Below are 13740 nucleotides of genomic sequence, written 5' to 3' on the forward strand. Positions count from 1 at the left end.
TTTCTTGCCAACCGAAGTCCTTAGGAACTACCAAAACAGCTGGACCCTTCTTTGCGTATGCTTGACGGATAGCAGTGTCCATCAAAACCGGCAAAGCTTCCTTGGTCTTGGCTTGGTGTACCCAAACAGCAACGTCACGGAACCATGGCATTTCGTCAAAGGCTTGGAAGAAGTTGATGTCTTGACGAGGAGTTGGAACGTTAGCTACCAGGGCAACCATTGGGGTCTTGTCGTACTTAGCGTCGTACAAGCCGTTCATCAAGTGGATGGCACCAGGGCCGGCTGAACCCATGCAGACACCAAGCTTGCCAGTAAGCTTGTATTCTGCTGAAGCAGCCAAAGAAGCAGCTTCTTCGTGACGGACTTCGATGAACTTGACCTTGTCTTGCATTTCATAGATCGCGTTCATGGTTGAGTCGAAAGAACCGCCTGGGAAACCGTAAAGGTGGTCAATGCCCCACTTATACATAACATCTAAAACTGCGTTTGCACCCTTAATTTTTGCCATAAGTGAATCTCCTTATAATTAATTCCTTTAAAACTTACTTACAGTGATAATTATAGGCCTTCTGTAAGCGCTGTCAACATTGTGAAAATATTAATTTTATTTTTCTCCGATATTGCCAGGACTGTCTCCTGCTTTTCACAGGTTAAAAACTTTTCTATGGATATTAGACAAAGCTTTATCAATGAAAGTATACAAAAAGCGGATCTTCCGATCCGCCTTTTTTAAGCTTCTTCAAATTCGATGATGCTCTTGGTTGAGATATAGGCTGGTGAAAATTCACCCCGGTTGTACTTCTCGACCTTCATGAAGCCGTCCTTGGATGAAAAGACGTATTCAGCCAGTTCTTCCAGGCTGGCAAACTGGTCAGTGTAGAAAGTCCCCTTTTCCGTAACCAGCTTCATCTTGCCGGCAAAAAGCTCCCGCCGCTTGGAGTAATTGTTGGTCCGGTTCTGGTTTTGGTAGCCGTTTCTCTGGTTGTTTCTGTGCTTGCCGTAATTACCCCGGCCCCGCTTATCGTCGCTAGTGCGTTTTCTAACGACAAACTGCTGGTCATTTGCCGGCTCATGGCTCTTTTCAGCCTTTTCCACCGGCTTTGCTGCTTCCTTGACTTCTGACTCAGGAGCTGGCTTATCGGCCTCCTCAGCCTTGTTTTCAGCTTTCTCGGTGTCATCAAAGGCGAAAGGCAGTTCAACTTGCGGGTGTTCAACTATTTTTTCCGTTGCCGGGCGCGGCGCCTTCTTGATAAAGCGCGGACCAGTCGGCTTGTCTTCTTTTTCTTCTGCAACAGACTTTTCTTCTTCGGCCTTAACAGTAGTCTCTTCTTTGTTTTCTTGTTCTTGCTTCTCCTCCTCTGCAGGCTTGTCTTCAGTCTTTGCTGCTACTACAGCTTCTGCTGTTTTTGCTTCTTTGACTTCAGCCTCAGTAATCTTTTCCTCAATTTCGGTCTTCTTGTCTACAGTCTTTTCTTCTGCTTCAGTAGTTTTTTCTTCAGCCTTTTCTTTTTCCTCTTCGGCCCCGAAGTGGTCATTGATGTACTGGATGGCGTTTGGTCCCCAGTATTTCTTGTTGTGGTTCTTTTCATCAACGAAGTCTGGCTTCAATTCCTTGTGTTCCCGCAAAAAAATCCGCAGCTTCTTCTTGCCCAGGCCAGTGGTTTCTGCCAGGGCATTGATGTCCAAAAGGCCGTTGTCGGTTGCCGGCGAAGCTGCCGACTTAGGCAGTACCTTGCCCAGCTCTTGAAAAATCTGCCCCACCGCTCGCTCGTCATAAAATTTATTTCCGCTTGGGTCAGTCAAGGTCGGTTTGAACTTGAACTTCATGTTGATCAAGTAGTAGACCTGCTGCTGGGAAACCTGTGCCAATTTTGCGATTTGATCCATTGAGTAGTATTGTTGTGCCATTTATCTGTTTTCCTCTTAACTTAAAGTGCCCTTTTTACTAAAAAAATTATGATAATTCATTTTTAATTTTACGTCAAATTGGCATGAAATGCTTGATTTTTGCAATTATTCAACAAAAAAGCCGCTCCTTTTGGAGCGACTTTATGGTCAAATCAATCTAATTACCATTCGTAGTCTTCAGTGTCCTGCATCCCCAGGCCGGTAGCCTTGTCCAGCAGGATTCTTTGTTCAAAGTGCGCTACGTTGAGCTTGGTTTCCTTAACCATGTCCGGGTTTACGGAAACGTAGTCAATCCCGCTCTTAACCAGGAATTCAGTGAAGTCTGGGTATTCTGAAGGTGCCTGGCCGCAGATAGATACGGTCTTGCCATCCTTGTGGGCAGTCTTGATCAAGTGACGGATTGCCCGCTTAACAGCCAGGTTCCGTTCGTCGTAGAGGTCGGAAACGGCATCGTTGTTCCGGTCAGTCCCCATGATCAGCATGGTCAAGTCGTTTGACCCGATTGAGTAGCCGTCAACGTACTTGTTGAACTTGTCAGCCAAAATGATGTTGGATGGAATTTCCGCCATCATGAAGACCTTGAAGTCGCGGCTACGTTCAAGCCCTTCGTCAGCCATGATCTTGGTTACCTTTTCTGCTTCTCCAACAGTTCTGCAGAATGGGATCATGACATTCAAGTTCTTCAAGCCGAATTCGTTTCTAACCTTCTTGACTGCTTCCAGTTCCAGCTTGAAGGCTTCGATGTACTTCGGGTCGTAGTAGCGGCTTGCCCCGCGCCAGCCAAGCAGGTCAGCTGGTTCATGCGGTTCATACTTGTCCCCGCCTTTCAAGTTCCGGTATTCGCTGGACTTGAAATCAGAGAATCTCAAGACAACTGGTCTTGGGTTCATGGCCCGGCAGACCTTGCTGATCCCGTTAGCCAGTTCGTTGACAACCCGTTCTGGGTGGCCGGTTTCAATCAAGTAAAGCGGGTGCTGGTGGATGTAAGTGGTCCACAAGAATTCTTCCCGCATCAAACCAATACCATCAGCTGGCAAAGTTGAGTACTTTTCAGCCAGGTCCGGGTCACCCAGGTTCATCATGACTCTGGTTGCCGTTGGCGGGAAGTATTCAGCTGCGGCCATTGGGGCACTTTCAGCCTTCTTTGGCTTAACGACTTCGTCAGCCACCCCTTGGTAGACAACCCCGTTCTTAGCGTCAACCGTTACTTCCTGGCCGGTCTTCAGCAATCTGGTGGCAAAAGTCCCCCGGCTGGCGGTACCAACGATACATGGGATTTGCATTTCCCGGGAAACGATAGCCGCGTGGCAGGTCATCCCACCGTTGTTGGTAACAATAGCGGCCGCCTTCTTCATGGCTGGGACCCAGTCTGGTGAAGTCATCAAGGTAACCAGGATTTCGCCTTCCTTGAAGTCACCGATGTCCTTCGGGTCGTCAATTACGTGTACGATACCTGAAGCTACACCAGGGCTGGCTGGCAGACCCTTAACCAAAACCTTGTTGGAGCTTGGAGCCTTAGCGTCAGTTGCTTCCTTGGTGCCGCCCTCCTTCTTTCTTTGTGACCAAACGGTTTCCGGCCGGGCTTGAACGAGCCAGAGCTTGTCGTCTTGGTCTCTGGACCATTCCATGTCCATGTAGCAGCCATAGTGCTTTTCAATTTGTTTAGCGTAGCCGGCAAGTTCAATAACTTCTTCATCAGTCAAACATGGACTCTTGGCCACGTCTTCTGGGACGTCTCTTTGTTCAACCCCGCCGCCTGGCAGACGGATCAATTCAATGTTCTTGTTGTTGATGGTCTTGCTTGCGATCTGCATGCTTTCCTTGTCAACTTCGAAGTTGTCCGGGGTAACCGTCCCTTGAACTATGTATTCGCCCAAGCCCCATGAACCTTCGATCATGACCTTGGTGTCGTCACCGTTGGCAACGTTAACCGTGAACATGACCCCGGCTGACTTGGAGAAGGCCATCATTTGGACAGCAGCTGACAAAGCCACCTTCTCTTGCGGGAAGTTCTGCTTGATCCGGTAGTAGGTTGCCCGGTCAGTAAACAGGGAAGCGTAGCAGTCTTGTACCTTGCGGATGACGTCCTTGCGGCTTCTAACGTTAAGGTAAGTGTCTTGTTCCCCGGCGAATGAAGCGTCTGGCAGGTCTTCGGCCGTAGCACTTGAACGAACCGCAACGTATGGTTCGTTTTGCCCGGTCATCTTGGCCAGTTCGTCATATGAGTTGCCGATGTCTTCGGCTAAGTCTTCCGGCATTGGTGCCTCACACATGATCTTTCTGATCTGGCTGCAGACCCGGTGCAGTTCTTCTGAGTCTTCCGGGTCCTTCAAAGTTGCCAGCAAGGCATTTACCTTCTCGTTCAAACCATTGACTTCCATGAAGTGCCGGTAGCCGTGTGCGGTCGTTGCAAAACCATAAGGCACTGGCACGTCAGTACCTGAAGTCAATTCACCCAATGATGATGATTTGCCCCCAACCAGGGCCACGTCAGCGCGGCGCAGTTGGTTAAACCAAAGAACGTATGCATTTTCGCGTTCTTCTTCAGTCAATTCCTTCTTGTCATTAACTTCCATTGTTTTCACCTCATATCACTCGGCTTGTAAGCCTTTTCACTTTTCACTATTGATTATTGTCCTTTTGTGAAAAAATGTCAACAGTTTCTTACAAGTTTTTTGGGATAATTTACTGTAACCGTTTCCTTTATTAAAATAACAGTATTTAAAAAAGGCTTTTTTGTTAAAAGGCCGCCAACTATTGAATTGTATTTATTCACAAACTAAAAAATACTTTTATCAAAAAATTGCTTCGTCCCTTGCAGGGCCTAGGCTTTTTGTAATTTTTTTCGCAAGATTTTTCCCATGAATAAACGTTTTGGACAAAAATGAAAGCGGAAAAATACCCAAAAGATGCGCAAAAAAAGATCCTCCAAATGGAGGATCCTTAACTGGCTCTATTCTATTATCTGAACTTTTGAATGATCCGGGTCACCCGGCTGCCCAAAATGTTTTCAGCCAGGCCGGTCTTAAGACTCAAGCCCCCGTAAACAAGCACGCCGACGGCTACCGCCAGGCCGCTGAGCAGTATGGCAGACAAGCGCTGGTAAGGACTGAGGAAGAGGCCGCCTAGCTTAACGGCAGCAAAAACTGCCGCGAACATCACTAAGGAGAAGCTGGCAATCCCGATAAAGCGCCGCATGGTCCGGTCAGCCCGCCAGCGGTATTTCACGCTGAGATGCTTGAGGGACATGGCGATGACCGCCAACAGGCCCAGGTTGGTCGCCAAAAGCGGGCCATAGACCTTGAAAAGGCGGATCATCGGATACTGAACGATTGACTTGATGACCAAACCAAGGATCAAATAGCGGATCGCGTACATGTTTTCATCCAGCCCCTGCAAGACGGCCATGAGGACCGTAAACATCCCCAAGCTGATGGCCGTAAAGGAGGACAGGTACAAGACATGGGCCCCCAGCCGGTCATAGCCGTAGAAAATGGTGTACAAGGGGTCTGAGATTGCGGCCATCCCCAGCGAAGCCGGCAATAAGACGAATAAGAAAAGTTCCAAGGTATTGCCGATCTGCCGGGAAATATCCCGGTAATCCCTTCTGGCGTGGGCTCCTGACAAGAGCGGAATAGCCGTAACTGCCATGGCCGTTGACAGGGAGACCACGATCATAATCAGCTTGTTGGCGTTCAAACCGAACAAGGCATACCAGCTTTCGATCGCGTCAAAGGGCACGTGCATGAAGCTGGCGATCATCGGGTGGAAGGTATACTGGTCCACCAGCTGAAAAATGTTGATCCCGGAGTCAATGATGATGAAGGGGATCGACTGCTGGATGATTTCAAAGAGCAGGCTGTTGGTTGAAACCTGCACCTGGTTGTTGGACTGGGCAATCAAAGGATCAACCGTCCGCTTCTGCCTAAGGTAAAAAATTACCAGCAGGCCGATCCCGAACACGGCCCCGATCGCGGCAGCCAGGTTGGACTGGGTTACCGCGTCGACATAGTTGCCGTGCTGGACCCGCATGATCATATAAGCCGTCAAAAGCATCCAGATCACCCGGGCCAGCTGTTCCACGAACTGGGACATGGCACTAGGCATCATGTCGTTGAAGCCCTGGAAATAGCCCCGCAGGATGCTCAAGATCGGAATGATCAAAACGGCCAAAGCCAGGCTCTGAATCACCGGTACTTCCTGGGGGTTAAAGCCGGACAGCGGCAGGGCCAAAAAGTACATGCAGGCCGCTGAGATAATCCCGAAGCCCCCCATTAAGGCCAGGCCGTGCCTGAAGAGCTTGCGGCCGACCCCGTACTCATTCAGGGCATTGTACTTGGCGATCTGCTTGGCAATCGCCCCTGGAATACCCGCGGTGGAAATGATAATGAACAGGCTATAGATGTTGTAGCTCTTCGCCGTCAGAGAGTTGGCCAAGTTGCCATACTTTCCCATCCAGGCATACCAAGGGATGATATAGATCGCCCCGAGAATCCGCGACAGGATCGAGCCAATAGTCATCCAGGCCGAGCCCTTTAACAACTGGGCCTGGGAGTTGGTCTGTGATTTGTTCTTTGCCATAAAACTTCCCTAATCTTTATACTTCAACCTACTATCATATTCCTGATCCAGTTTGAAATATACCATAAATTGATTTTTTAGGAAAATTTTAGATTTATTTGGCAACAATGTTCACGATCTTGTTTGGCACGACAATGATCTTCTTGATCTCCTTGCCTTCCAAAAATTCCTTTACGTGCGGCAGAGCGGTTGCGGCTGCTTGAGCATCTTCTTTGCTTGCGTCCTTGGCAATCTCGAAACTGCCCCGCTTCTTGCCGTTGACCGTAACCGCCATTTCAACCGTGCTTTCAACCAGCTTGCTTGCGTCATAAGTCGGCCAGGCAGCAAACTGTACGCTTTCATCGTGGCCGAAGACATGCCAGATTTCTTCCATCATGTGCGGAGCAACCGGAGCCATCAGCTTCACGAAGCCTTCAGCGTATTCCCGCGGAATCTTATCGACCTTTTGGCAGGCGTTCATGAAGACCATCATTTGGGAAATAGCCGTGTTGAAGCGCAGTTCTTCAAAGTGTTCCGTAACAGTCTTGACCGTTTCATTGTAGATCTTGTCCAGCTTGCCGTCGTTTTCGTCGCTAATCTTTTCAGATGGGATCGGATCCAGGTCTAAGTCATTGACAAAAGTCCGCCATACCCGGTCAAGGAACTTCTTAACACCGGAAGGACCGTTGTCATCCCAGTCAATAGACGCGTTCAAAGGTCCCATGAACATTTCGTAAGTCCGCAGGCTGTCGGCACCGTATTCGTCAACAACGTCGTCTGGGTTAACCACGTTGCCCCGGGACTTGGACATCTTTTCATGGTTCTTCAAGATCAAGCCCTGGTTGTAGAGCTTTTGGAACGGTTCCTTGGTTGGCACGACGCCCAAGTCGTAAAGGACCTTGTGCCAGAATCTAGCGTAAAGCAGGTGCAGGGTCGCGTGTTCTGCCCCGCCGATGTAAAGGTCAACTGGCAGCCACTTCTTCAAAAGTTCTGGATCAGCCAGCGCCTTGTCGTTGTGCGGGTCGATGTAGCGCAGGAAGTACCAGCTTGAACCAGCCCATTGCGGCATGGTGTTGGTTTCCCGCTTGCCCTTCCGGCCATTTTCATCAACAACGTTAACCCAGTCAGTCAGGTTAGCCAGCGGGCTTTCCGGAGTGCCGGAAGGCTTGATGTTGCTTTCCTTAGGCAGGCGCAGCGGCAATTCGTCTTCTGGGACCAAAGTGGTTTCCCCGTCTTCCCAGTGGATGACCGGGATTGGTTCACCCCAGTAGCGCTGACGGGAGAAGTTCCAGTCCCGCATCTTGTAGTTGACCTTCTTTTCGCCGACGCCCTTTTCAGTCAGCCAGTCAACCATCTTGGCCTTAGCTTCTTCATTGCGGAGGCCATTCAAAAAGTCCGAGTTGACGTGGACCCCGTCACCGGCAAAGGCTTCCTTGCTGATGTCGCCGCCTTCAACGACTTCCTTGATTGGCAAGTCAAACTTAGTAGCGAAAGCGTAGTCTCTTTCGTCGTGGGCTGGAACGGCCATAACTGCCCCGGTCCCGTATGTTGCCAGAACGTAGTCAGAGATCCAGACCGGCACTTCTTCCCCGTTGACTGGGTTGATTGCATAAGCACCAGTGAAGACCCCGGTCTTGTCCTTGTTCAAGTCGGTTCTTTCCAGGTCAGACTTAGATTCGATGGACTTGATGTAGGCTTCAACGGCTTCCTTTTGCTCCGGACTGGTGATTTCCTTAACCAGTTCGTTTTCCGGTGCCAAAACCGTGTACGCGCAGCCAAAGAGAGTGTCCGGCCGGGTAGTAAAGACGTCAAAGCTCTTGTCTGAGTCCTTGATCTTGAAGGTTACCTGGGCCCCAACTGAGCGGCCGATCCAGTTTCTTTGCATTTCCTTGATCGGTTCCGGCCAGTCCAAGTCGTCCAGGTCGTCTAGCAAACGGTCAGCATAAGCAGTGATCTTCAGCATCCATTGCCGCATCTTGCGCCGGTAAACCGGGTAGCCGCCCCGTTCAGTCTTGCCGTCGATAACTTCTTCGTTAGCGACAACCGTGCCCAGGTCTGGTGACCAGTTAACCGGTACTTCAGCTTCATAGGCCAGGCCCATCTTGTACATTTGTTCAAAAATCCACTGGGTCCACTTGTAGTAGTTCGGATCAGTGGTCTTGATTTCCCGGTCCCAGTCATAGGAGAAGCCCAAAGCTTGCAGCTGCTTCTTGAAGTGGGCAATGTTTTCGTCGGTGAAAGTTGCCGGGTCGTTACCCGTTTGCAGGGCGTATTGTTCTGCCGGCAGACCGAAGGCATCCCAGCCCATTGGGTGCAAGACATTGTAGCCTTGGGCCCGCTTCATTCTGGCCATAATGTCAGTAGCGGTGTAGCCTTCCGGGTGACCAACGTGCAGGCCCTTGCCAGATGGGTAAGGGAACATGTCAAGGACGTAGTACTTTGGCTTCTTTGGGTCAGTCCCAGTCTTAAAAGTCTTGTTTTCCAGCCAGTACTTTTGCCACTTCTTTTCGACAACTTTATGGTTGTACATCTGATAGATCCTTTCCTAAAAACAAAAAACGCCCTATGTTAAACATAGGACGAGTTATTTCGCGGTACCACCTAAGTTCCACGCCTTCGCGTGACACTCAAATGTTTCTTAAAGCGAAACAACACTTTGGCATTGTCCGGGTGAGTTCAAAATTCCTCTTTCAAGCCTCGCAGCAACCGGCTCTTCTCTGAAGAAAGAAAAATTTCTACTACTCCCTGCCCTTTATTATTTTCTCGATAACTATTATACTTTACCACATGGCTAAAATTTTACAAGGGAGAAAAATTAAAAACAATTGAATACGAAAGAAAATAAAATTAATTATCAGCCGCTTTTAATTTTTGGCGGTGCCTTCAGCCTCTTTTTTGCCTATTGGGTCTACCTGATTGCTAGCAAGAATCCCTTTATCAAGTTTTTTGATACGGTAGTCTACAATGCTATCAAAAACAACAATCCGGCCGAAAGGCAGCTGACCTTTTACTGGACCCAGCTGGGCAATACCTTGACAATCACGGTCTTTACCGTGGCCCTGGTTCTTTTCCTGGTCTACCGGCGAAATTACATCCATGCCGCTTTTGCCAGCTTAACCATGATCGCGGCAAATGCCTGCAACTCAATTATCAAAAATATCATCCAGCGCCAGCGGCCCCGGATGGACAAGGCGGTTCATGCCGACGGCTTTTCCTTCCCGTCTGGCCACTCGGTCGGTTCCATGACCCTGGCCCTGGTCTTGATCGCCTTGATCGTCATCTTGGTGAAAAAGAAGCCGGTCAAGACCTGGTTGATCGTCTTCTGCGTCTTCTTCACCCTGTCGATTGGTTTTACCAGAATGTACCTGCACGTTCACTGGCCAAGCGACGTCTTAGGGGGCTGGTGCGAGGGCCTGGCTTTCAGTTCATTGGCTAGCTGGCTCTTTTTCAAGGTCTTGGACAAAAAGAATAAGCTAAATCCTTAATCACAAAAAAATCTGCTCACATGCCGTGAGCAGATTTTTGTTTGCATTCATATTTGGTTAATCCTTCTTTTGCCGGTAGATATGGTTGCAGACCAAAGACAAAAGCAGGGCAAGCAGAGAAACGATGTAGATTCCACGCATGGCTGAATGCAGGATCTTCCGCAGAGGGGCCAAAACGGCCGGATCCAGGCTTTTAGCCTGGACTGGGGAGACAATCTTGTTCATCATCTCGCTGGTCAAAGAAGGCTGCTTTTTGAGCCCGCTGGCCACGACCGCGTTGAAGGTCATCCCGTAGAAGACCATCATGACAGTTTGACCCAGGTACTTCATCAGAGTGTTAAAGGAAGTTGCCACCCCTACCTGGCTCTTGTCAACCACCATTTGGGCCCGGACCTGGCTGGCCGTGGCGATGCTGCCGAAGCCGATCCCGTTGAAGACGGCGACCAGGCAGAAGACCCAAAATGGCGTGTAGGTCGGAATCAGGATGAAGGCCAGGTCTGCCCCGATTAAAAGCAAAAGTGACGCGTCAAAGTACTTCTGCGTCCCCCACCGGCCCATAAGGTCACCGGCTAAAAAGGACCCGCAGACCCACAAAAGAGAGCTTGGCGTAATGGCGAAGCCGGCGATTGAAGCGCTGACTCCGTTGATCCCCTGCAACCAGGTCGGGATGTAGAATTCAAAGCCAATCACGACCCCGGATACCAGGAGCTGCAAGATGTTGACCGCCAGAAATTCCTTGTTTTTCAAGATGCTGAAAGGAATGATCGGGTCAGCGGCAGTTTTTTCCACCCTGACAAAAAGGCCGAGGCTGACCAGCATGACAGCTGCCAAAAGCAGTAAAGTCCAGCTGAAGCCTTTTTCTAGCCCCTGCAAAAGCAGCATCAGGGATAAAAGGAAGATGACCAGGCTAAAGCTGCCCTTGAGGTCGATCTGTAATTTATTTTTAGCAATATCCTCATGCAGGTAAAAGGCAACCAGCAAAAAGGCAAGCAAGCCGATCGGCACGTTGATCATAAAGACCCAGTGCCAGGACAGCTTTTGGACGATAAAACCGCCCAAAAGCGGGGCGATAACCGAAGCCAGGCCCCAGAAACCCGAAGTCAGGCCCAGCATTTTAGCCCGCTTGTCAATATCATACATGTCCGCCAAAACCGTCACCCCGGCTGTCTGGATAGCCCCTGAACCAAGTCCCTGCAGGACCCGGAAGATGATCAATTCCACCATCGAGCGCGAGAAACCGCAGAGGGCTGACCCAATCACGAAGAGTCCAATGCCAAATAAAAAAACTGGCTTGCGTCCTACGCTATCAGCCAGTTTCCCATAAATCGGCGTTGAGACTGCCGTCATCAGCAGAAAGACAGAGACCACCCAGCTCATGATTGCCAGCCCGTCCAAATCGGCGATGATGGTTGGCATCGCGGTCGAAACAATGGTGCCTTCGATCGCGGACATAAAAGTGGTGATAAAGACAGCGAGCGTGACCATTTTCACGTTTGTTTTCTTCATTCTTTTCTCCAACGAAATTTATGTTACGTTAATGTCTTACGTGTATTCAGTTTTTCCAAAAATATTACTTACGGCCATTGACAAAAGCCTGGAGGGCTTCCGCCTTGTCGGTCTTTTCCCAAGGCAGGTCGACATCGGTGCGGCCAAAGTGGCCGTAAGCCGCCGTCTGCTTGTAGATTGGCCGGCGTAGGTCCAGCATCTTAATGATCCCGGCTGGCCGCAGGTCAAAGTTGGCCCGGACAGCTTCGGTCAAAAGCTGGTCGCTCACCTTGCCGGTCCCGGCAGTATCAATCATAATGGAAACCGGGTGGGCCACCCCGATAGCGTAGGCCAGCTGGACTTCACAGCGGTCAGCCAGGCCAGCGGCGACAATGTTCTTAGCCACGTAGCGGGCAGCGTATGAGGCGCTTCTGTCGACCTTGGTGGCGTCCTTGCCGCTGAAGGCACCGCCGCCGTGGCGGGCATAGCCGCCGTATGTGTCAACGATGATCTTGCGGCCAGTCAGACCGGCGTCCCCTTTCGGCCCCCCGATAACGAAGCGGCCGGACGGGTTAATCAGGTACTTGGTCTCGTCATCCAAGAACTTGTCTGGAATGACTTCCTTAATCACGTCGTGGACCATGGCCACCCGGATCTCTTCATTAGTCACGTCAGGGCTGGTCTGGGTTGAGATAACGACCGTGTCCACCCGCTTAGGCTTACCGGCGTTATCGTATTCCACCGTAACCTGGGCCTTGGCATCTGGCCGCAGCCAAGGGAAGGTCCCCTCTTTTCTCAGCTGGGCCACTTTGCGCATCAAGCGGTGGGCCAAAGAAATTGGCAAAGGCATCAATTCCGGCGTTTCATTGATGGCGAAACCAAACATGAGCCCCTGGTCACCAGCCCCGATCTGGTTGAGTTCATCGCTGTCGTCTTCTCCCCGGACTTCCAGGGCTTCATCAACCCCGCCGGCGATATCAGGCGACTGTTTGTCCAGCGCTACTAAAACGGCGCAGTTGTCGGCGTCAAAGCCCAGGTCCGGGTCATTGTAGCCGATCTCGCGGATCGTCTTGCGCGCGACTTGCTGGTAGTCAACATTGGCCGTAGTCGAGATTTCCCCAAAGAGCAAGACCAAGCCGGTAGTTACAGAAGTCTCACAGGCCACGTGGGCTTGCGGATCCTGGGCGAGTACCGCGTCCAGGATGGCATCGGAGATCTGGTCAGCGACCTTGTCCGGATGTCCTTCTGAAACTGATTCTGACGTAAATAAGTGCTTTTCCATCTATGTGTGTCCCCCTATAGACTAGCTACACGGTTACAAGGCATCTTCACCAATTTGGTGAATCCTATCAGGACTTGTAACAAATAATATTTTAAACATGTTCAGTTTTTTGTAAAAAAAAAGATTACCGTCCGGTAACCTTCTGAACAATGGAGGATACAGGGCTCGAACCTGTGACCCTCTGCTTGTAAGGCAGATGCTCTCCCAGCTGAGCTAATCCTCCATATGACCCGTACGGGATTTGAACCCATGTTACCGCCGTGAAAGGGCGGTGTCTTAACCACTTGACCAACGGGCCTTTTCGTAAGCACGTTTACTAGTATACAGCAATTTCCGGACAATGCAAGCTTTTTTTGAGAAAAGTTTTCAGAAAAAATAGAAAAGCTAAAAGAATAGAAAAAAGAAGAGAGAAATAAAAATACAAAACAAAAAATCCACGACCAAGTCGTGGTTTGCTTATAGCGGCGGGGGGGATCGAACCCTCGACCTCCCGGGTATGAACCGGACGCTCTAGCCAGCTGAGCTACACCGCCATAAAACGGAGTGTGAGGGATTTGAACCCTCGATACAGGTATTTACCCGTATACATGATTTCCAATCATGCTCCTTCAGCCGCTCGGACAACACTCCATATTAAACTCCGCCTGTCAGACTCGAACTGACGACATCCTGATTAACAGTCAAGCGCTCTACCAACTGAGCTAAGGCGGAATGTTGAGCGCGGCAGCTTCCTATCCTCGCAGGCAGTTTCCCACCAACTACTTTCGGCGTTAAGAAGCTTAACTACTGTGTTCGGCATGGGAACAGGTGTATCCTTCTTGCCATTGCCACCGCACTCTTTTGAGCTTGCACGCTCAAAACTGAATATCTTTTACCAAGTCAAAACCTCATTGCTTTGCTCTTTTGGTCAAGTCCTCGACTGATTAGTACCGGTCCGCTCCAAGCCTCGCGGCTCTTCCACTCCCGGCCTATCTACCTCATCGTCTCTGAGGTGTCTTACTTTCTTGAAGAAATGGGAAA

The 13740-nt window shown here is 50.1% G+C and carries 8 protein-coding genes, 5 tRNA genes, 2 rRNA genes and 1 riboswitch; of the genes, 1 reads left to right on the forward strand and 14 read right to left on the reverse strand.

Annotation, left to right across the window (positions count from 1 at the left end):
* The 5 genes from Q0J41_RS00005 to leuS all read right to left on the reverse strand — a co-directional run.
* Positions 1-508, reverse strand: a 508-nt coding sequence (locus tag Q0J41_RS00005; protein WP_296224505.1) for a thiamine pyrophosphate-binding protein, incomplete at its 3' end; no start/stop codon positions are given.
* Positions 509-729: 221 nt separating this feature from the next.
* Entirely contained in the window at positions 730-1908 is a 1179-nt protein-coding gene (locus tag Q0J41_RS00010) for a hypothetical protein (RefSeq protein WP_296224507.1), read from the reverse strand.
* Between the two features lie 161 nt (positions 1909-2069).
* Positions 2070-4484: a phosphoenolpyruvate synthase gene (ppsA, locus tag Q0J41_RS00015; protein ID WP_296224511.1), complete on the reverse strand. Its 2415-nt coding sequence runs from the start codon at positions 4482-4484 to the stop codon at positions 2070-2072.
* A gap of 385 nt (positions 4485-4869) precedes the next feature.
* The gene (locus Q0J41_RS00020) at positions 4870-6489 is read right to left on the reverse strand and encodes a polysaccharide biosynthesis protein (RefSeq protein WP_296224513.1); all 1620 of its coding nucleotides are present in this window, start codon (positions 6487-6489) and stop codon (positions 4870-4872) included.
* A gap of 94 nt (positions 6490-6583) precedes the next feature.
* Positions 6584-8998 carry a leucine--tRNA ligase gene (gene leuS, locus Q0J41_RS00025; protein ID WP_296224514.1) on the reverse strand — a complete coding sequence of 805 codons (2415 nt, stop codon included), beginning with the start codon at positions 8996-8998 and terminating at the stop codon, positions 6584-6586.
* A gap of 295 nt (positions 8999-9293) precedes the next feature.
* On the opposite strand from leuS, the gene Q0J41_RS00030 reads away from it, so the two are divergent.
* Positions 9294-9953: a phosphatase PAP2 family protein gene (locus Q0J41_RS00030; protein WP_296224515.1), complete on the forward strand. Its 660-nt coding sequence runs from the start codon at positions 9294-9296 to the stop codon at positions 9951-9953.
* Between the two features lie 57 nt (positions 9954-10010).
* Here Q0J41_RS00030 and Q0J41_RS00035 read toward each other — a convergent pair whose 3' ends face one another.
* The 9 genes from Q0J41_RS00035 to Q0J41_RS00075 all read right to left on the reverse strand — a co-directional run.
* On the reverse strand, positions 10011-11459 hold the full coding sequence (locus Q0J41_RS00035; protein WP_296224516.1) for an MDR family MFS transporter: 1449 nt from the start codon (positions 11457-11459) through the stop codon (positions 10011-10013).
* A 64-nt stretch (positions 11460-11523) separates the two neighbouring features.
* Complete coding sequence (metK, locus tag Q0J41_RS00040) at positions 11524-12720, reverse strand: methionine adenosyltransferase (protein WP_296224517.1); 1197 nt, start codon at positions 12718-12720, stop codon at positions 11524-11526.
* Positions 12718-12805, reverse strand: a riboswitch (SMK box riboswitch). Its footprint overlaps the gene before it by 3 nt.
* Positions 12806-12870: 65 nt before the next feature.
* Positions 12871-12943: transfer RNA gene (locus Q0J41_RS00045), tRNA-Val, on the reverse strand.
* A 3-nt stretch (positions 12944-12946) separates the two neighbouring features.
* Positions 12947-13018 (reverse strand) — tRNA-Glu (locus Q0J41_RS00050).
* A gap of 161 nt (positions 13019-13179) precedes the next feature.
* Positions 13180-13253, reverse strand: a tRNA-Met gene (locus tag Q0J41_RS00055).
* 6 nt (positions 13254-13259) lie between these two features.
* Positions 13260-13350, reverse strand: a tRNA-Ser gene (locus Q0J41_RS00060).
* A gap of 8 nt (positions 13351-13358) precedes the next feature.
* Positions 13359-13431 (reverse strand) — tRNA-Asn (locus tag Q0J41_RS00065).
* Between the two features lie 7 nt (positions 13432-13438).
* Positions 13439-13555 (reverse strand): 5S ribosomal RNA (rrf, locus tag Q0J41_RS00070).
* 68 nt (positions 13556-13623) lie between these two features.
* Positions 13624-13740: ribosomal RNA gene (locus Q0J41_RS00075) — 23S ribosomal RNA — on the reverse strand; the annotation flags it as partial.

Source organism: uncultured Lactobacillus sp., from assembly GCF_944327175.1.
Lineage (GTDB): Bacteria > Bacillota > Bacilli > Lactobacillales > Lactobacillaceae > Lactobacillus.

Excerpts from the sequence above, each read along its gene's own strand:
- Q0J41_RS00010 (WP_296224507.1), bottom strand. The coding sequence starts at position 1,908 with ATGGCACAACAATACTACTCAATGGATCAAATCGCAAAATTGGCACAG.
- ppsA (WP_296224511.1), bottom strand. The coding sequence starts at position 4,484 with ATGGAAGTTAATGACAAGAAGGAATTGACTGAAGAAGAACGCGAAAAT.
- Q0J41_RS00020 (WP_296224513.1), bottom strand. The coding sequence starts at position 6,489 with ATGGCAAAGAACAAATCACAGACCAACTCCCAGGCCCAGTTGTTAAAG.
- leuS (WP_296224514.1), bottom strand. The coding sequence starts at position 8,998 with ATGTACAACCATAAAGTTGTCGAAAAGAAGTGGCAAAAGTACTGGCTG.
- Q0J41_RS00035 (WP_296224516.1), bottom strand. The coding sequence starts at position 11,459 with ATGAAGAAAACAAACGTGAAAATGGTCACGCTCGCTGTCTTTATCACC.
- metK (WP_296224517.1), bottom strand. The coding sequence starts at position 12,720 with ATGGAAAAGCACTTATTTACGTCAGAATCAGTTTCAGAAGGACATCCG.